15 protein-coding genes are annotated in these 18480 nt (G+C 70.1%); all 15 read left to right on the top strand.

The features are described from left to right. The first annotated feature begins 186 nt into the window (after nt 1–186). Nucleotides 187–2406: a TonB-dependent siderophore receptor gene (locus ASC67_RS03220; RefSeq protein WP_056315001.1), complete on the top strand. Its 2220-nt coding sequence runs from the start codon at nt 187–189 to the stop codon at nt 2404–2406. A 14-nt stretch (nt 2407–2420) separates the two neighbouring features. Continuing rightward, nucleotides 2421–3563, top strand: a complete 1143-nt coding sequence (locus tag ASC67_RS03215) for a PepSY-associated TM helix domain-containing protein (RefSeq protein ID WP_404932822.1) — start codon at nt 2421–2423, stop codon at nt 3561–3563. Between the two features lie 129 nt (nt 3564–3692). Beyond that, on the top strand, nt 3693–4676 hold the full coding sequence (locus ASC67_RS03210) for an aldo/keto reductase (protein WP_056314999.1): 984 nt from the start codon (nt 3693–3695) through the stop codon (nt 4674–4676). Between the two features lie 42 nt (nt 4677–4718). After that, on the top strand, nt 4719–4970 hold the full coding sequence (locus tag ASC67_RS03205; RefSeq protein WP_056314997.1) for a hypothetical protein: 252 nt from the start codon (nt 4719–4721) through the stop codon (nt 4968–4970). Between the two features lie 10 nt (nt 4971–4980). Continuing rightward, on the top strand, nt 4981–5598 hold the full coding sequence (gene tadA, locus ASC67_RS03200; RefSeq protein ID WP_056314995.1) for a tRNA adenosine(34) deaminase TadA: 618 nt from the start codon (nt 4981–4983) through the stop codon (nt 5596–5598). Next, nucleotides 5598–6569 (top strand): LD-carboxypeptidase, encoded by a 972-nt coding sequence (locus ASC67_RS03195; RefSeq protein ID WP_056314993.1) that lies wholly within the window; start codon nt 5598–5600, stop codon nt 6567–6569. Before tadA ends, ASC67_RS03195 begins: the two co-directional genes overlap by 1 nt. Nucleotides 6570–6637: 68 nt before the next feature. After that, complete coding sequence (locus tag ASC67_RS03190; RefSeq protein ID WP_056314991.1) at nt 6638–8902, top strand: ABC transporter substrate-binding protein; 2265 nt, start codon at nt 6638–6640, stop codon at nt 8900–8902. Further along, nucleotides 8899–9882, top strand: coding sequence for an ABC transporter permease (locus tag ASC67_RS03185; protein ID WP_056314989.1), 984 nt, complete (start codon nt 8899–8901; stop codon nt 9880–9882). The genes ASC67_RS03190 and ASC67_RS03185 overlap by 4 nt, the downstream gene beginning before the upstream one ends. Nucleotides 9883–9895: 13 nt before the next feature. Beyond that, complete coding sequence (locus ASC67_RS03180) at nt 9896–11338, top strand: ABC transporter permease (RefSeq protein ID WP_056314987.1); 1443 nt, start codon at nt 9896–9898, stop codon at nt 11336–11338. Beyond that, the gene (locus ASC67_RS03175) at nt 11335–13254 is read left to right on the top strand and encodes a dipeptide ABC transporter ATP-binding protein (RefSeq protein ID WP_235566199.1); all 1920 of its coding nucleotides are present in this window, start codon (nt 11335–11337) and stop codon (nt 13252–13254) included. The genes ASC67_RS03180 and ASC67_RS03175 overlap by 4 nt, the downstream gene beginning before the upstream one ends. Before the next feature lie 50 nt (nt 13255–13304). Beyond that, nucleotides 13305–15809 (top strand): TonB-dependent receptor, encoded by a 2505-nt coding sequence (locus ASC67_RS03170; protein ID WP_056314983.1) that lies wholly within the window; start codon nt 13305–13307, stop codon nt 15807–15809. Nucleotides 15810–16044: 235 nt separating this feature from the next. Continuing rightward, nucleotides 16045–16884 carry a MotA/TolQ/ExbB proton channel family protein gene (locus tag ASC67_RS03165; protein ID WP_056314982.1) on the top strand — a complete coding sequence of 280 codons (840 nt, stop codon included), beginning with the start codon at nt 16045–16047 and terminating at the stop codon, nt 16882–16884. 3 nt (nt 16885–16887) lie between these two features. Next, nucleotides 16888–17319 carry a biopolymer transporter ExbD gene (locus tag ASC67_RS03160; protein WP_056314980.1) on the top strand — a complete coding sequence of 144 codons (432 nt, stop codon included), beginning with the start codon at nt 16888–16890 and terminating at the stop codon, nt 17317–17319. Between the two features lie 18 nt (nt 17320–17337). After that, complete coding sequence (locus tag ASC67_RS03155; RefSeq protein ID WP_056314978.1) at nt 17338–17775, top strand: biopolymer transporter ExbD; 438 nt, start codon at nt 17338–17340, stop codon at nt 17773–17775. Nucleotides 17776–17820: 45 nt separating this feature from the next. Continuing rightward, nucleotides 17821–18471: a hypothetical protein gene (locus ASC67_RS21165; RefSeq protein ID WP_056314976.1), complete on the top strand. Its 651-nt coding sequence runs from the start codon at nt 17821–17823 to the stop codon at nt 18469–18471. Nucleotides 18472–18480 lie beyond the last annotated feature (9 nt).

Below are 18480 nucleotides of genomic sequence, written 5' to 3'. Positions count from 1 at the left end.
CTGGCCGGTCGTTCTGGGTGTCTTGACGGCCACCGGCCTCGTGTCGGCGTTGTTGTCGGATGCCTGGGGCGACATCTGGTCGTGGTTTGCGCTCGGCGTACCCGTCGCGGTCATGGCCTGGCACGGCGCACGCTGGCCTCTGCCGGCCGCAACCGGGCGAGATCGAGACACCCTGAGGAACAGACGATGAGAACACTCGCCCCCGTGGCGCTGGCTGCGGCAATGGCCTGTCAGCTCCCCATCGCGCACGCGCAATCCGATACGCCACCGGCCCCGACTCCGGCCGACGCGAACGCTACCGTGACGCTGCCGCCGATCACGGTGAAGGCCAGCGCCGACGCCTCGGCGCAAGGGCTGTCTCCGGCGTTTCCGGGCGGGCAGGTGGCGCGCGGCGGGCGCGCCGGCATCCTCGGCACCAAGGACAACCTGGACACGCCGTTCAGCATCACCAGCTACACCAACGAGCTGATCCAGGACCGCCAGGCGCGCAGCGTCGGTGATGTATTGCAGAACGACCCGAGCGTGCGCGTGGCGCGCGGCTTCGGCAACTTCCAGGAGTCGTACTTCATCCGCGGCTTCATCCTCAGCTCCGACGACGTGGCCTACAACGGCCTGTACAACCTGCTGCCGCGGCAGTACATCGCGACGGAATTGTTCGAGCGCGTGGAAGTGTTGCGTGGCGCGTCCGCCTTCCTGTCCGGCGCCACGCCGTCGGGTGGTGGTCTCGGCGGCAGCATCAACCTGCTGCCCAAGCGCGCCTCCAACGAAGACCTGAACCGCGTGACGGTCGGCGCGGCCAGCGGGCCGCAGGGCAGCGCGGCCGTGGATATCTCCCGTCGCTTCGGTCCGGACCAGAGCACCGGCTTGCGCCTGAACGCCGCCTACCGCGATGGGGATACCGCGGTCGACGAGGAAAAGGCCCGTCTCGGCCTCGTCTCGCTGGGCGCCGACTGGCGCAGCCGCGACGTGCGGCTCTCCGGCGACATCGGCTTCCAGGACAACCGTCTGAAGCGCACCCGCAGCAGCGTGACGCTGGGCGATTTCCTGACGCCGGTGACGGCGATGCCGGCCGTGCCGGACAACGAGACGAACGCGTCGCAACCGTGGTCGTACTCGAACGAGAAAGACGTGTTCGGCACCTTGCGCGGCGAAGTCGACCTCGGCGCCGACGTCACGGCCTGGGCGGCCTACGGCTTGCGTCGCAGCGACGAGGCCAATTCGCTGGCGAACTTCACACTGCTCGACCCGGTCAGCGGCGACGGCTACACCTATCGCTTCGACAACACCCGCGAAGACCGCGTCGACACCGGTGAGCTGGGGCTGCGCGGCAAGCTCAGGACGGGCAGCGTGGGTCACGAGTGGGTCGTCTCGGCGTCCTACTTCAGGTTGGAAACGAAGAACGCCTATCTGTTCGACTTCGGCAATCAGCAGGCCACCAACCTCTATCGTCCGGTGCGGTCGCCCGAGCCGGCATTCAGCGGCGGCGCCGGCGGCGGCAACGATCTGGCCTCGCCGGCGCTGACGGCGCGCACCCGCCTCACCAGCCTGGCGCTCGGCGACACCTTGTCGCTTTTGGGCGATCGCTTTCTGCTGACACTGGGTGCCCGCCATCAGAACCTGCGCATCGAGAACTACGCCTACACCACCGGCGTTGCCGCACCGGTCTACGACGACAGCCGCGTCAGCCCGCTGGTCGGCGCGGTCTACAAGGCGACGAAGCAGTTGTCGCTCTACGCCAACTACATCGAAGGCCTGAGCAAGGGCGACACCGCGCCGGCCATGGCCAACAATCCGAACGCGATGCTGGCGCCCTATGTCTCCAAGCAGAAGGAGATCGGCGCGAAGTACGAGGCCGACCGCCTGGGCCTGGGGGCGGCCCTCTTCAGCACCGACAAGCCGCGCGCGGTGGGCGGCGCCCCCGGGACCACGTTCACCGCGGGTGGCGAGGATCGCCACCGGGGCGTCGAGCTGACCGCCTACGGCGAGGCCGCGCGCGGCCTGCGCGTGCTGGGCGGCCTGACCTGGCTCGATGCCGAGCAGAAGGAAACCGGCAGCGCGGCCACCGAAGGCAAGCGCACGCTGGGCATTCCCCGCACGCAGGCCAATCTCGGCGTCGAGTGGGACGTGACCGGTGTGCAGGGCTTTGCGCTCGACGCCCGCGTGGTCCGTACCGGTTCTGTCTACGCCGACAGCGCCAACACGCTGCGCGTGCCCGGCTGGACCCGGGTGGACGTGGGGGCGCGCTACCTGTTGGATGTGCAGGACCGTCTGGTGACGCTGCGTGCGCGCATCGACAACCTGACCGACCGTGACTATTGGGCTTCGGTCGGCGGTTATCCGGATGCCGGCTACCTGAACATCGGCGCGCCCCGCACCTTCGTGCTGAGCGCCAGCGTCGACTTCTGAGGCGCGGCCGCCGCATGCTGAGTGCACGCGCCATCAGGTCCTGGACCTGGCTGCACAAGTGGAGCAGCCTGGTCTGTACGGTGTTCATGCTGCTGCTGTGCCTTACCGGCCTGCCGCTGATCTTCCATCACGAGATCGGTCACCTGCTGGGCACCGAGGTCGAGGCGCCGCCGATGCCGGCCGGCACGCCCTACGCCAGTCTGGACCGGGTGCTGGAGGTCGCGCGTGCGCGCCATCCGGAGCGCGTGGTCCAGTTCGCGTCGCAGCCCGAGGACAGCACCGACCTGTGGTTCGTCACGCTCACGCCCACGCCGGCGCCGACGGAGGACTTCAAGTCGGTGGTGGTCGATGCGCGCACGGCCGCGGTGCTGGCCGAGCCGAAGTTCGACGAGGGCTTCATGCACGTGATGTTCAAGCTGCACGTCGACCTGTTCGCCGGCCTGCCCGGGACGCTGTTCCTCGGTTTCATGGGCCTGCTGCTGCTCGTGGCGATCGTCAGCGGCGTGGTGCTGTACGCGCCCTTCATGCGCAAGCTGCGCTTCGGCGAGGTGCGGCGCGAGCGCTCGACGCGCGTCAAGTGGCTGGACCTGCACAACCTGCTGGGGGTCGTCACGCTGGTCTGGGCCTTCGTCGTCGGGGCCACCGGAATGATCAACACCTGGGCGGATCTGCTGATCAAGTACTGGCAGTACGACCAGCTCAGCGCGCTGCTCGAGCCCTACAAGGGCCAACTGCCCGTGCCCGAGGGCGAGCGCGGCTCGGTCCAGCGCTCGCTGGACAGCGCGCTGGCTCAGGCGCCGGGCCGCAAGCTGTCGTTCATCGCCTTCCCGGGCACGGCGTTCTCGAGCCCGCATCACACCACCTTCTTCCTGCGAGGGGGCGAACCGCTCACGTCCAAGCTGCTGCAACCGGTGCTCGTCGACGCGAGGACCACCGACGTCACGGCGGCGCCGAAGCTGCCGTGGTACCTGACCGCGTTGCTGGTGTCCCAGCCCCTGCACTTCGGCGACTACGCGGGCATGCCGATGAAGATCCTGTGGGCGCTGCTGGACATCGCCACCATCATCGTGCTCGGCAGCGGTCTTTACCTGTGGCTGCAGCGCAAGCAACCCAGGCCGCTGGCCGACGAGGCCGGCGTGGCGCAGCCTGTGACCTGACGCGCTGAATCTCGCGCTTGCGAGCTGCGTGCGCAGGTGCAGCGCCGTGGCGCTGCCGCCCGCAGCACAATGCGGTTCGGGCCGGCCTCAGGTGTGCCGGCCACCCAGCTCATCGTGCAAGGAGACCCGATGGAATACGTTCCGCTCGGCCGGACCGGGCTGAAGGTGTCCAGGCTGTGCCTGGGCTGCATGACCTATGGCGTACCGGAGCGCGGCACCCACCCGTGGACGCTGGACGAGGCGCAGAGCCGCCCCTTGATCCGGCGCGCGCTCGACCTCGGCATCAACTTCTTCGACACCGCCAACAGCTACTCCGACGGCACGTCGGAAGAGATCGTCGGCCGTGCCTTGCGCGAGCTGGCCCGTCGCGACGAGATCGTCATCGCCACCAAGGTGTTCTTCCCGTCGCGGCAGGCCCCCAACGTGGGCGGTCTGTCGCGCAAGGCCATCCTGACGGAGATCGACAACAGCCTGCGCCGGCTCGGCACCGACCACGTCGATCTGTACCAGATCCATCGCTGGGACTACGGCACGCCGATCGAGGAGACGCTGGAGGCGCTGCACGACGTGGTGAAGGCCGGCAAGGCGCGCTACATCGGCGCCTCGTCGATGTACGCGTGGCAGTTCGCCAAGGCCTTGCACACCGCCGAGCGCCACGGCTGGACGCGCTTCGTGACGATGCAGAACCACCTCAACCTGATCCATCGCGAGGAAGAGCGCGAGATGCTGCCGCTGTGCCGCGATGCCGGCATCGGCGTGCTGCCGTGGAGCCCGCTGGCGCGCGGCCGCCTCACCCGCGACTGGGCCGAAGGCAGCGGCCGCATGGCCACCGACGAGGTCGGCAAGCGCCTCTACCTCGAGCGCACGGCCGAGTCGGACCGGCAGGTGGTCGAGGCGGTGGCCCGGGTGGCCGCCGCCCGCGGCGTGCCGCGCGCCCAGGTCGCGCTGGCCTGGGTGGCGCAGCAGACCGGCGTGACCGCGCCGATCATCGGGGCCTCGAAGCTGCAGCATCTGGACGATGCGGTCGCGGCGCTGTCGCTGCGCCTCACGCCCGAAGATCTTCAGGCGCTGCAGGCCCCGTACATTCCGCATGCGATCGCCGGCTTCGAGTGAACGGCGATCCGGGCCACGGCAGAGACGCAAAAGGAGCGGCGCATGCGCATCGTGTTCGGGGTGCTGGGACTGCTGGTCACGCTGGCGATCGTCGGCTCGCTGGTGAAGCGGCAGCTGCAGGCCGTTGGCGCGCCGGTGCGGCCCGAAGCGGCCAGTGCCGTCGGCGTGGCGCTGCCCGCGACCTCGGGCACGCCGGCCCAGCAGTCGCAGCAGCTGCAGCGCCAGATCGGCGACGACGTGAACCGGCTGATGCAGCAGGCGCCGGCGCGGGTCGAGGGCGGCACGCCCCCATGAGGCTCTCGGCATGAACGATCCCGCCGAGCAGTCCCGCAAGGACGAGGCCGCCATGCGGCTCGCGCTCGACCAGGCCCAGAACGCCTGGCTGGTCGGCGAGGTGCCGGTCGGTGCGGTGATCGTGCGCGAGGTCGATGGCGTGCACCAGGTCGTCGCGACCGGCTACAACCGTCCGATTACCACCCACGACCCGACCGCGCACGCCGAGATCGTGGCCTTGCGCCATGCCGCGCAGCTGCTCGGCAACTATCGGCTGCCCGACTGCGAGCTTTACGTGACGCTGGAGCCCTGCGCGATGTGCGCGATGGCACTGGTGCACGCGCGCTTCAAGCGCGTGGTGTTCGCTGCCGCCGACTCCAAGACCGGCGCGGCCGGTTCGGTGATCGACCTGTTCGCGCAGCGGCAACTGAACCACCACACCGCGGTGCAGGGCGGCGTGCTGGCCGACGCCTGTGGCCAACTGCTGCGCGAGTTCTTCGCCGAGCGCCGCGCCCAGGCGCGCCGCGAACGCGGCGAGTCGACGGCCGCCCCGCTGGCACCGGCCGCAGGCACGGCCGAACCTGACTACAACATCGTCGAGGTGATCGAGATGCAAGACACGATGCCCGGCGACCTGACGGACCCTTGATGCAGCCCACCCACTCGCACGACCACGATGGTCACCACCACGACCATGACCACGACCACGACGCCCCGGCACGCAGCCTGACGATCCACTCGCCCTCGGGCGTGGTGAGCCAGGGCGCGGCGCTGACCCGCGCGCAGCGCCACCTGCGCCGGCTCGGATTCGACGCCCACGTCGACGACTCGGCGCGCGCCCGCTCGCAGCGCTTCGCCGGCAATGACGAAACGCGCCTCGCGGCGCTGCACCGCGTGGCGCGCGACGGCCGCGACATCGCGCTGGCCTCGCGCGGCGGCTACGGCCTCACGCGCCTGCTCGACCGCATCGACTACCCGCTGATCGCGCAGTCCATCGACGCCGGCAAGCGCTGGGTCGGCTACAGCGACCAGACCGCCTTCCAGCTCGCGGTGCTGGCCCACACGCAACGGCCCACCTGGGCCGGACCGCTGGCCTGCGACGACTTCGGCCGCACGCCGGAGCAGGGCGGTGTCGACGACATCACCGAGGCCTGCTTCGCCGAGGCGATGCGCGGCGAACTCGAGGCCATCGGTTTCCGCACCGAGGCCGGCTTCGACGGCCTGCAGGCGCGCGGCACGCTGTGGGGTGGCAACCTGTGCGTGCTGCTGTCGCTGCTGGGCACGCCGCACTGGCCGCGCATCAAGGGCGGCATCCTGTTCCTCGAAGACGTGAACGAGCATCCCTACCGCATCGAGCGCAGTCTGCTGCAACTGCAGCAGGCCGGCGTGCTGGATGCGCAGAAGGCGGTGGTGCTGGGCGGCTTCACCGACTACCGCAAGTCGCCGCTGGACCGCGGCTACACGCTCAGGAGCGCCGTCGAGCACCTGCGCGGCACGACGCGCACACCGATCCTGACCGGGCTGCCGTTCGGCCACGTGCCGACCAAGGTCTGCCTGCCGGTCGGGCGCCGGGCCACGCTGGTCGTCGAAGGGCGCGACGCGATGATCGGCTGGGCCTGAGCGCCGGACGAGCGGCTCGCTACCATCGGGCCTGCCGCCTCCGCTCCGAGCCTGATCCGCCGCCCACCGTGTCGCCGACGTCGAGTCGCTTCCTCCCCGCGCTGTCCAGGCGACTGGCGCTGCTGCTGTGCGGCGTGGCCCTCGTCGCCGGCTGCAACAACAGCCCGCTGCCGGCCGGCGAGGCGGCCACCAACACGCTGTTCACCGGCTTCCAGGAGAAGTCGCCACGCCACCTGGACCCGACCGCGTCGTACTCGAACGACGAGACCAAGATCACCTACCAGGTCTACGAGCCGCTCTACGGCTACCACTACCTGAAGCGACCCTACCAACTGGTGCCCAAGGTCGCGGCAGCCATCGTCGCCCCGAAATACTTCGACAAGGCCGGCCGGCCGCTGCCCGACGACGCGCCGGGCGAGCAGGTCGCGCTGAGCGTCTACGAGGTGCCGCTCAAGCCCGGCGTGCGCTACGCGCCGCACCCGGCCTTCGCGAAGGATGGGCAGGGCCGCTACCGATACCACACCGATCACGCGCTGACCCGCGCCGAGCTCGGCGACCGCCATTCGCCGCTGGACTTCGAGCAGCAGGGCACGCGCGAGCTGGTGGCCGAGGACTTCGTCTACGCCATCAAGCGCCACGCCAGCACGCGGGTGCAGGCGCCGGTGTTCTCGGTGTTCTCGGCCTACGTGCTCGGGCTCAAGGACTACGGCGCGCTGCTGCACGAGGCCGACCGCAAGCTGCTCGCCGGCCTGCCCGCATCGGCGCTCGACAAGCCCTTCCTCGACCTGCGCAAGTTCCCGCTGGTCGGGGCCGAGGCGCCGGACCCGCACCTGCTGCGCATCCGCATCCTCGGCAAGTACCCGCAGTGGCCGTACTGGATGGCGATGACCTTCCTGGCCCCCATCCCCTGGGAGGCCGATGCCTTCTACGCCCAGCCCGGCATGGCGAGCCAGGGCATGAGCCTGGAGACCTGGCCGGTCGGCACCGGCCCCTACATGGCCACGGTCTACGAGCAGGACCGCCGCCACGTGCTGGAACGCAACCCGAACTACCGGCAGGACGATCTCTACCCCTGCGACGGCGCGCCGGACGATGCGCCCGAACTGCTGGCCGACTGCGGCAAGCGCATGCCCTTCGTCGACCGCCTGGTGTTCCGAGCCGAGAAGGAGAAGGTGCCGATCAAGTCGAAGTTCATCCAGGGCTATTCCGACGTGCCCGAGATCGAGCGGCCCGAATGGGGCATCGAGTTCTATGCCGATGCCGACGACTCCGAGGCGACGCGGCGGCTGTTCGCCGAGCGCGGCTTTCGCTTTCCGCGCGCGGTCGACGTGTCGAACTGGTATGTCGGCTTCAACTGGCTCGATCCGGTGATCGGCAAGGGCGACACGCCGGATCAGCAGGCGAAGAACCGCAAGCTGCGGCAGGCGCTGTCGATCGCGATCGACTGGGAGGAGTACGTGCGCGTGTTCCCGAACAAGGGCGGCGAGCCGGCCCACGGCCCGCTGCCGGCCGGCATGTTCGGTTCGCGCCACGGCACGCCGGCCGGCTTCAACCCGGTCACGCATGTGCAGGTGAACGGCGAGATCCGGCGGCGACCGCTCGCCGAGGCCGAGCGCCTGATCGCCGAGGCCGGCTACCCGGGCGGCCGCGACGCGAAGAGCGGCCGCCCGCTGGTGCTGAACTACGACTACCAGCGCATCCCGACGCCCGAGCTCAAGGCCGAGATGGACTGGATGGTCAAGCAGTTCGCGAAGCTCGGCGTCACGCTGGAGATCCGCGCGACCGACTACAACCAGTTCCAGGACAAGATGCGCAAGGGGAAGCAGCAGGTGTTCTGGTGGGGCTGGCTGGCCGACTACCCCGACGCCGAGAACTTCCTGTTCCTGCTCTACGGCCCGAACGCCAAGGCCGGCAACGACGGCGAGAACGCCGCCAACTACGCCAACGCCGAGTACGACCGGCGCTACGAGCGCCTGCGCCTGCTCGACGACGGGCCGCAGAAGCAGCAGCTGATCGACGAGATGGTGGCCCTGCTGCGCGAGGACGCGCCCTGGACCTTCGGCTTCTTCCCGTACTCGGCCAGCGCCTTCCAGCCCTGGGTGCACAACGGCAAGCCCGGCGTGATGGTGCGCGACATGGCGCGCTACTACCGGGTCGACCCGGCGCTGCGCGTCGCGAAGCAGGCCGAGTGGAACCGGCCGCAGTGGTGGCCGCTGGTGCTGATGGCGCTGGCCGCGCTCGCCGTGGCGTGGCTGGCGCGCCGGGTGTTCCTGGCCCGCGAGCGCAGCACCGCGCGCGGACGCAGGGCCGCCGGGGAGGGCGCTGGAGCATGACCGCCTACGCGCTGCGCCGACTGGGTTATGGCCTGCTGGTCCTGCTCGGCGTCAACCTGTTCACCTTCTTCCTGTTCTTCAGCGTCAACACGCCGGACGACATGGCGCGGCTCAACATCGGCGGCAAGCGCGTCACCGCCGAGCAGGTCGACAAGTGGAAGGCCGAGCGCGGCTACGACAAGCCGCTGTACTGGAACGGCGCGGAAACCGGCACCCGGCAGGCCACGAACACCATCTTCTGGGAGCGCTCGGTCAGCCTGTTCGCGCTCGACTTCGGCCGCGCCGACGCCGAGTCGGCCGGCGACATCGGCACGCAGATCCAGAGCCGCATGGCGGCGAGCCTGCAGCTCGCACTGCCGCTGTTCATCCTGCAGGTGATCGTGAGCACGCTGTTCGCGCTGCTGCTGGTGTTCTTCCGCCACTCGCGGCTCGACTTCTGGGGCGTCGTGCTGTGCGTGGTGATGCTGTCGATCTCCAGCCTGTTCTACATCATCGTCGGCCAGTACCTGTTCTCGCGGGTGTTCCGGCTGGTGCCGATCTCGGGCTACTCGCCGGGCTGGGACGCCTGGCGCTTCCTGGTGCTGCCGGTGTTCCTGTCGCTGCTGTCGCGGCTGGGCAGCGAGGCGCGGCTCTACCGCGCGATGTTCCTCGAGGAACTCAACAAGGACTACGTGCGCACCGCCAAGGCCAAGGGCCTGGCCGAGCACGTGGTGCTGCTGCGCCACGTGCTGCGCAATGCGCTGCTGCCCATCATGACCAGCGCCGGCGCCTACCTGCCCTACGTCTTCCTCGGCAGCCTGGTGTTCGAGCGCTTCTTCGACATCCCGGGCCTGGGCGCCTACGTGATCGACGCCATCAGCGGCCAGGACTTCGCGATCGTGCGCAGCATGGTGTTCGTCGGCTCGGTGCTCTACATCGCGTCCTATGTGCTGATCGACATCCTCTACACCTGGGCCGACCCCCGGGTGCGGCTGGGCTGACGGAGCGACGCGCATGCCCCGACTCGTCTTCCTCTGGACCGACGCGGTGATGCTGCTCCTGCTGCTGGGCGGCGCGCTGTACGCGTGGCGGGTGGCGCGCAACCCGGAGGCGCGGCGTCCCTGGCGCAAGGCCTTCCGCGAGGCACCGGCGCTGTGCTCCGCGCTGGTGCTGCTGGCCTTCGGAACGGTCGCGCTGCTCGATTCGCTGCACTTCCGCCGCGCCCTGCCGGCCGGCGAGGGGCAGGTGCAGGCCTACAGCCCGCGCGCGGAATCGGTGCTCGACGCGCTACTGGCGCGCCAGTTCGAGATGCGCGAGGCCACCTACTCGCGCCCGCTGGCCTGGCAGGGTTTCGCGAAGCAGAGCCTGCAGGTGGGCGGCAGCACCGAGCGCGGCTACCCCCGGCTGCAGCATGCCGGCGCCCACCTCGCGGACCCGGCCACGCAATGGGCCGCCGACGTGACGCGGCGCGCACTCGCCGGGCTGGCGGCGGGCGTCGCGGTCGCGCTGGCGATCGGCGCCGCGCTGGCCGGCGCGCGGGCGCGGGCCAACCAGCACTCCTTCGCGCAGTCGCTGCGCGGCCTGCTGCGCAACGAGACCGACCTGCCGCTGCGCGCGGCGTGGCTCACGCTGGCGGCGATGGCGCTGCTGGCCGGTCCGGTGATCGCGCTGATGGGCCATTACCACGTGCTCGGCACCGACCGCACCGGCAACGACGTGCTGCTGCAGGCGCTGAAAAGCGTGCGCACCGCCTTCGTGATCGGCACGCTGGCGACGATCGCCACGCTGCCGCTGGCCATCGTGTTCGGCGTGGTCGCCGGCTACTTCCGCGGCTGGGTCGACGACCTGATCCAGTACGTCTACACCACGCTGTCGTCGGTGCCCAACGTGCTGCTGATCGCCGCCTGCGTGCTGATGGTGCAGTCCTTCATCGACCAGCACCCGGAGCTGTTCGAGACCGGCGCCGAGCGCGCCGACGTGCGGCTGCTGCTGCTCTGCCTGGTGCTGGGCCTGACCGGCTGGGCCTCGCTGTGCCGGCTGCTGCGCGCCGAGACGCTGAAGGTCCGCGAGCTCGAGTACGTGCAGGCGGCCACCGCCTTCGGCGTCGGGCCGCTGCGCATCATGGCGCGCCACATCCTGCCCAACGTGATGCACCTGGTGCTGATCACCACGGTGCTGGAGTTCTCGGCGCTGATCCTCTACGAGGCGGTGCTCAGTTATGTGGGCGTCGGCGTCGACCCGTCGATGAACAGCTACGGCGGCATGATCAACCTGGCGCGCAGCGAGATGAGCCGCGACCCGGTGGTGTGGTGGTCGTTCGCCGCGGCCTTCGGTTTCATGGTGACGCTGGTGCTGGCGGCCAACCTGTTCGCCGACGGCGTGCGCGACGCCTTCGACCCGCGCTCGCGCAGCTTCCGCGCCCGCGTGCTGCCGGCCGCCGGCAAGGCGGTGCCATGAGCGCGCCGGGCCGCCCCAAGGGCGAATACCGGAGTGCGCAGCACGAAGGTCGTCCAGTGAGCGTGGCTCCCTCCGACACCCTGGCCATCGAGGCGCTGCACGTCGCGCTCGATGCCGACGCCGGCCTGGTGCGCGCGATCGACGGCCTGAGCCTGGCCATCACGCGCGGCGAGACCTTCGCGCTGGTCGGCGAGTCCGGCTGCGGCAAGAGCATGACCGCGCTGGCCCTGATGCGGCTGCTGCCCGAGAACGGCCGCGTCACCGCGGGCTCGGTGCGGCTGGGCGGCGAGGAATTGCTGGACCTGCCGGAGTCGCGCATGCGGGCGGTGCGCGGTGCGCGCATCGGCATGATCTTCCAGGAGCCGGCGACCAGCCTGAACCCGGTGATGAAGATCGGCACGCAGATCGTCGAAGCGATCGAGGCCCACACGCCGCTGCGGGGTGCGGCGGCGCGGGCCAAGGCGCTGGACTGGCTGCAGCGCGTGGGCATCCCCGAGCCCGAGCGGCGCATCGACGACTACCCGTTCCGCTTGAGCGGCGGGCAGAAGCAGCGCGTGATGATCGCCATCGCGCTGGCCGCCGAGCCCGAGTTCCTGGTGGCCGACGAGCCGACCACCGCGCTCGACGTCACGATCCAGAAGCAGATCCTCGACCTGCTGCGCGAGCTGCAGCGTGAGCGCGGGCTGGGGTTGATGCTGATCACCCACGACCTCGGCGTGGTGGCCGGCATGGCGCAGACGGTGGCGCTGATGTACGCCGGCCAGATCGTCGAGGTGGCGAGCGCGAAGGACTTCTTCGCCCACCCGCGCCATCCCTATGCCCGGCTGCTGCTGAGGGCCGTGCCCGACGCCAGCCAGCGCGGCGGTGAGCTCGCTGCGATCGCCGGCAGCGTGCCACCGCTGTGGCGGCGCTTCGAGGGCTGCCGCTTCGCCGACCGCTGCGACCGCGTGTTCGATCGCTGCCACCGCACCGAGCCGCCGTTGATCGAGACCGCGGCAGGCCATCAGGTGCGCTGCCTGCTGTATGCCGACGGGGCGCCATCGCCCGGGGCGACGCCGGCTTCGGCAGCGGCCGTCGCGCCCGCGGCCCGACCGGCGCCGGTTGATCCCTCGCCGCTGCTCGACGTGCAGAACCTCGTGGTGCGTTTCCCGGTGCGCGGCGGGCTGCTGCAGCGCGCCCGTGCGCACGTGACGGCAGTCGACGGTGTGTCGTTCCAGCTCGACGCCGGGCGCACGCTGGCGCTGGTGGGCGAGTCGGGCTGCGGCAAGACGACGATCGGCAAGGCCTTGCTGCAGTTGCTGCGCGGCACGGCGGCCATCGAGGGCCGTGCGCTGTGGCGGGACGAGGACCTGTTCTCGCTGCACGGCGAAGCCCTGCGGCGGGCGCGCCGCGAGATCCAGATCGTGTTCCAGGATCCGTTCGCGTCGCTCGACCCGCGCATGCGGGTGTTCGAGGCGCTGGAGGAGGGCCTGATCGCGCTGCGGCCCGAGCTCGACCGCGCCGCGCGCCGCGCCCGCATCGAGACGCTGGTCGAGCGCGTGGGTCTGCGCCGCGACGCGCTGGAGCGCTGGCCCCACGAGTTCTCGGGAGGCCAGCGACAGCGCATCGCGATCGCGCGCGCGCTGGCGGTCGAGCCGCGCCTGCTGGTGTGCGACGAGCCGACCTCGGCGCTCGACGTGTCGGTGCAGGCGCAGATCCTCAACCTGCTGCGCGAGCTGCAGCGCGAGCTCGGCGTGTCCTACCTGTTCATCACGCACAACATCGGCGTCGTCGAGTACATCGCCGACGAGGTGGTCGTGATGCACCGCGGACGCTTCGAGGAAACCGGCCCGGTCGGCAGCGTGCTCGAGGCGCCGCGCAGTGCCTACACGCGCCGCCTGCTGGCGGCCGTGCCGAGGCTGGCCCGCGCCGTCTAGATGTTCCAATCGCCCCAGTTTTTTGACTTTGACTTGCAGGAGCAACCCCGATGTCCCGGAGAACCCCGCCTTCAGCACGCTGCACGGCGCTCGTCGGCAGCGCGCTCCTGTCGCTCGCCGCCGGCGCGCAGGCGCAGGACGCGCAGAAGCTCGAGCGGGTCGAGGTGACCGGCTCGGCCATCAAGCGCAGCCAGGTCGAGGGGCCGGTGCCGGTGCAGGTGGTGACCCGCAAGGACATCGAGCGGACCGGCGCGTCGACGATCAACGAACTGATGAAGTCGATCGTGTCGCTCGACATCTTCGACGACGGCGAGCTGTCCTCGGGCACGCCGGTCGGCTCGGGCACCGCCATCGTCTTCATGCGCGGCCTGGCCGAGACCAATGTGCTGGTGCTGCTGAACGGCCGCCGGCTGCCCATCAATGCGCTCTACGACTCCTCGGGCGCCGGTGCCGCGGTCGACGTCAATTCCATCCCGCTCGCCGCGATCGAGCGCGTGGAGATCCTGAAGGACGGCGGCTCGGCGATCTATGGCGCCGACGCGGTGGCCGGCGTCGTCAACTTCATCACTCGCAAGAGCTACACCGGCTTCGAGCTGCGCGCCGGCTACGGCATTTCCAGCCGCGGCGACGGCGAGGAGCGCAAGGCCGGCCTGGCGGCCGGCTTCGGCTCGCTGGCGGCCGATGGCTACAACGTGTTCGCCGGCCTCGACCTGTTCAAGCGCGACCCGATCCAGCGCAGCGACCGCGACATGTCCAGCTCGGCAGATTTCCGGCGCTTCGGCGGGCCCGACAGCCGCAGCGTCTTCGCACCCACCGGCAACTACGTCGACGCCGACTTCATCCCCATCCCCGGCGCCTATGTGAGACCCTGCCCGCCGGCGCAGATCGGCGCCGACGGCCTGTGCCGCTACGACTTCAACGCCAGCCTGCTGAGCGCCTACAACGGCGCCGAGCGGCTCAGCGGCATGCTGCTCGGCACCGTGCAGCTGACGCCGGGGCTCCAGGGCTTCGCCGAGGTGCTGGCCTCGCGCTCGCGCGACACCTTCGTCGGCCATCCCGCCCCCGACTATTTCCTCGACGGCAACGGCGACTTCTTCGTCGGCCGTTTCATGCAGGGCGGGCCGCGCCTGACCCAGCGCACGGCCAATCTGCTCCAGCTGTCGACCGGGCTCGAGGGCACGCTCGGAGAGGTCGAATGGAAGGTCGATGTCGGCCAGGGCCGCAGCCGGGTCGTCAACGACGACCGCAACTACTTCACCTATGCCGGCGTCGACCAGCTCGACGCCACCTCGCTGACCAACGACCCGGCGCTGGTCGAATCGCTGAAGGTGCGGCCGCGTCGCGCGGGCGAGTCGAAGATCCTGTTCGCCAACGGCAAGCTGACCGGCGAACTGCTGCAGATGCCGGCCGGCCCGCTGGCCTATGCGGTCGGCACCTCGGTCTGGAAGGAGTCGATCGTCGACACGCCGGATGCGCTGTCGCAGGCCGGAGAGATCGTCGGCAGCATCCAGCAGGCGGCCGTCGATGCCGAGCGCAAGGCCTACGCCTTCTTCACCGAGCTCAACGTGCCGGTGACGCCGCAGCTCGAGGGCCAGGTGGCGCTGCGCTACGACCATTACCCCAACGCCAGCAAGACCAGCCCGAAGGTGGCGGCGCGCTACCTGTTCACGCCGGCCTTCAGCACCCGCGTCTCGTACAGCGAGAGCTTTCGCATGCCGAGCCTGAAGCAGCTCTACGGCGCGCGCGAGAGCGGCGCCGCCGACTTCAGCAACGACACGCTGTGCGCCGCCTTCGGCCAGCCCGCCGGCTGCACGCTGTCGGGCTTCTTCGCCAACGGCTCCAACCCTCGGCTGCAGCCGGAGAAGGGCCGCACCTACAACCTCGGCTTCGTGCTGTCGCCCGACGGCGGCTTCAATGCCTCGCTCGACGTCTGGCAGATCAAGGTGGCCGACCAGATCAACACGCCCACGATCGACCAGGCCATCGCAGCCGGCAAGTTCGCCCAGGATGCCCAGGGCCGCATCGTCGTCGACACCGACCTGCAGAATTTCTCGAAGGCCCGCGTGCAGGGGCTGGACCTGCAGTTGGAGCAGCGCCTCGGCAGCGCGGGCGCCGGCAGCTTCACGCTGCGCAACGACACGACCTACTACCTGAAGCAGGAACGGCAGGACGGCCCCGGCCAGCCCTGGCAGGACCTGAAGGAGACCTACGCCGCGCCGAAGTGGCGCAACCTCTTCAGCGTGACCTGGGAGCTGGCGACCTGGGCCAACACCCTGGCGCTGCGCTCGACCGGCGGCTTCTACGACACCGACGAGCCCGACCCTGCACCCGGAACCCGCAAGGTGGCCTCCCATCACGAGGTCGACTGGGTGTCCGGCTTCACCGGCCTGCAGAACCTGCGCCTCGACTTCGGCATCCGCAACCTGTTCGACCGCATGCCGCCGTTCAGCGTCACCAATGCCTCCGACGGCCGCTACAGCCAGCTCGGCTTCGCCGAGCTGTACACCAACCGCGGGCGCTTCTTCTTCCTGAATGCGAGCTATCAGTTCAACTAGGGCCTCTGGGCGCGTGCGTCAGGCAAACCACAGGCCGGCGCTCGGTCTCCTGAACACTCGTCCATCAGCGCCACCGCATAATTGTGGTCACCCAGCCCTGCCTCGCCCACCGGCCGACGGCATCGCCCAGGCAAGGCTCCCGGCTCTGAACGGGCTTCAGCGCCATTGCCGTCGGGATCGCAATCCGGTCCGCGGTCCCTCCCACAGCCCATCGCACGCCCCCTTCGGAGTCCCCATGGTCCGTCGCTTCGTTCTCCGTTCCGTCCTTGCCCTGTCGATCGCCGTGGCCGGTATCGCACTCACCGGCGTGGCCCTGGCCCCATCGCCCGCGCAGGCCCAGGCGTCCGCGGCCGGCGAGCCGGTGGCCCCGGCCGCGGTCGTGTCCACGCCGGCACTGACGGCGGTGGTCGAGAACCCCTACGGCCTGGAGTCGCTGTGGCGAACCAGCGATGGCGTCGCGAAGGCGGTGCTCCTGATCCTGGTCGTGATGTCGATGGGCAGCTGGTACATCATCGTCGTCAAGTTCATCGAGCAGGCCAGGCTCAACCGCCAGGCCAAGCTGGCCGCGAAGAGCTTCTGGAGCGCAGGCAGCGTGCGGCAGGGGGCCGACACGCTGGAGCCGACGAGCCCGTTCCGCTTCATCGCCGAGGCCGGCCTCGAGGCGACCAAGAAGCACGGCGGCCTGTTCGAGCATGTGGACCTGAACAGCTGGGTCACGATGTCGATCCAGCGCGCGATGGAGCGCGTGCAGAGCCGCCTGCAGGACGGCCTGGCCTTCCTGGCCACCGTGGGCTCCACGGCGCCCTTCGTCGGCCTGTTCGGCACCGTCTGGGGCATCTACCACGCGCTCACCGCGATCGGCGTGGCCGGGCAGGCCTCGATCGACAAGGTGGCGGGCCCGGTGGGCGAGGCACTGATCATGACGGCCATCGGCTTGGCGGTCGCCGTGCCGGCGGTGCTGGGCTACAACTGGCTGGTGCGTCGCAACAAGGGCTCGATGGAGGAGGTGCGCGCCTTCGGCAACGACCTGCATTCGGTGCTGCTCGCCACGAGCCGAGCCCCGGCCAAGGCCTGAGCGATGGCGATGAGCGTCGGCCCGGCGGGCGGAGACGAGGACGAGGTCGTCTCGACGATCAACACCACGCCGCTGGTCGACGTGATGCTGGTGCTGCTGATCATCTTCCTGATCACCATCCCGGTCGTCACCACCTCGATCCCCGTCACGCTGCCGAAGGAGACGATCCAGGTCCGCGAGAGCAAGCCCGAGAACGTGATCATCTCGGTGGACGCCGGCGGCGCGATGTACTGGTACGACAGCCGCGTGCCGAACGCCAACGCGCTGGTCGAGCGGCTCAAGAAGGTGGCGGCGATGAAGCCGCAGCCCGAGGTGCAGATCCGCGGCGACCTCGCGGCGCGCTACGACGCGGTCGGCAAGGTGGTCTATGCCTGCCAGCGCGCCGGCATCACCAAGGTGTCGTTCATCACCGAGCCGCCGCCGCGCGGTGGTTGACGCAGGAGCCTTCCGACCATGGCCATGAGCCCGCTGGGCGCCGACGCCGGCAACGAGCCCGAACTGATGATGGAGATCAACACCACGCCGCTGATCGACGTGATGCTGGTGCTGCTGATCATGCTCATCATCACCATCCCGATCCAGCTGCACGCGGTCAAGCTCGACATGCCGGTCGGCCCGCCGCCGCCGCAGCTCGTGCCGCCGCAGGTGATGAAGATCGACATCGACGCCAACGATGCGATCTTCTTCAATGCCGAGCCGGTCGCCAACCTGGTCGAGGCCGAGCGCCGGCTTCAGGCCATGGCGGCGCTGCCGCCGGAGGCGCAGCCCGAGCTGCACCTCAGGCCCGACCGGCTCTCGAAGTACAGCACCGTGGCCGGCGTGATGGCCGCGGTGCAGCGCAACGGCCTCACCAAATTCGGCATCGTCGGCAGTGAACAGTTCATCGAATAGCGCCGCAGCCGGACCGCTGCGCCCCGGCGCCCGGAGGCCGACGGCATGGACCTGAGCTACGAGCGGCAACCGCCGTCGCGGCGCTTCGTCGGCTTCGTCGTCGTGGCGGTGCTGCACGTCTTCATCTTCTATGCGCTGGTGTCCGGCCTGGCCCGCAGCGTGGTCGAGGTCGTCCGCAAGCCGCTGGAGGCGAAGATCATCGCGGAGCTCCCGCCGCCGCCCCCTCCGCCCCCCCCGCCGCCGCCCAAGGAAATCCAGAAGCCCGCGCCGCCGCCGAAGGTGAAGGCGCCGCCGCCGCCCTACGTGCCGCCGCCGGAGATCACCCCGCCGCCGGCCCCCGCACCGCCGATCACCGTGGCGCCGGAGCCGCCGAAGGTCGAATACAAGATCGAGCCGCCGCCGCCCGCACCGCCCCCGGCGCCTCCCGCGCCACCGGCGCCGAGCCGCAGCGACATCACGGTGGTCTGCCCGACGCAGGTGAAGCCGGAACTGCCGCGCCGCGCCTTGCAGGAGGGCACCTCGGGCGTGGTGCGCGCGCAGGCGCGCATCAGCGGCGGCGTGGTGAAGGAGGTCACGATCCTGTCGGGGCCGCGCGTCTTCCACGCCGCGGTGCGCAGCGCGATGCTGCAGTACAAGTGCGTGAGCGGTGCGGACGAGGTGATCGCCGTGCAGGAGTTCGAGTTCAAGATCGAGTGAAGCCGGTCG

The organism is Methylibium sp. Root1272 (assembly GCF_001425905.1).
Lineage (GTDB): Bacteria > Pseudomonadota > Gammaproteobacteria > Burkholderiales > Burkholderiaceae_C > Methylibium.
This window is presented reverse-complemented; position numbering and strand designations above follow the sequence as displayed.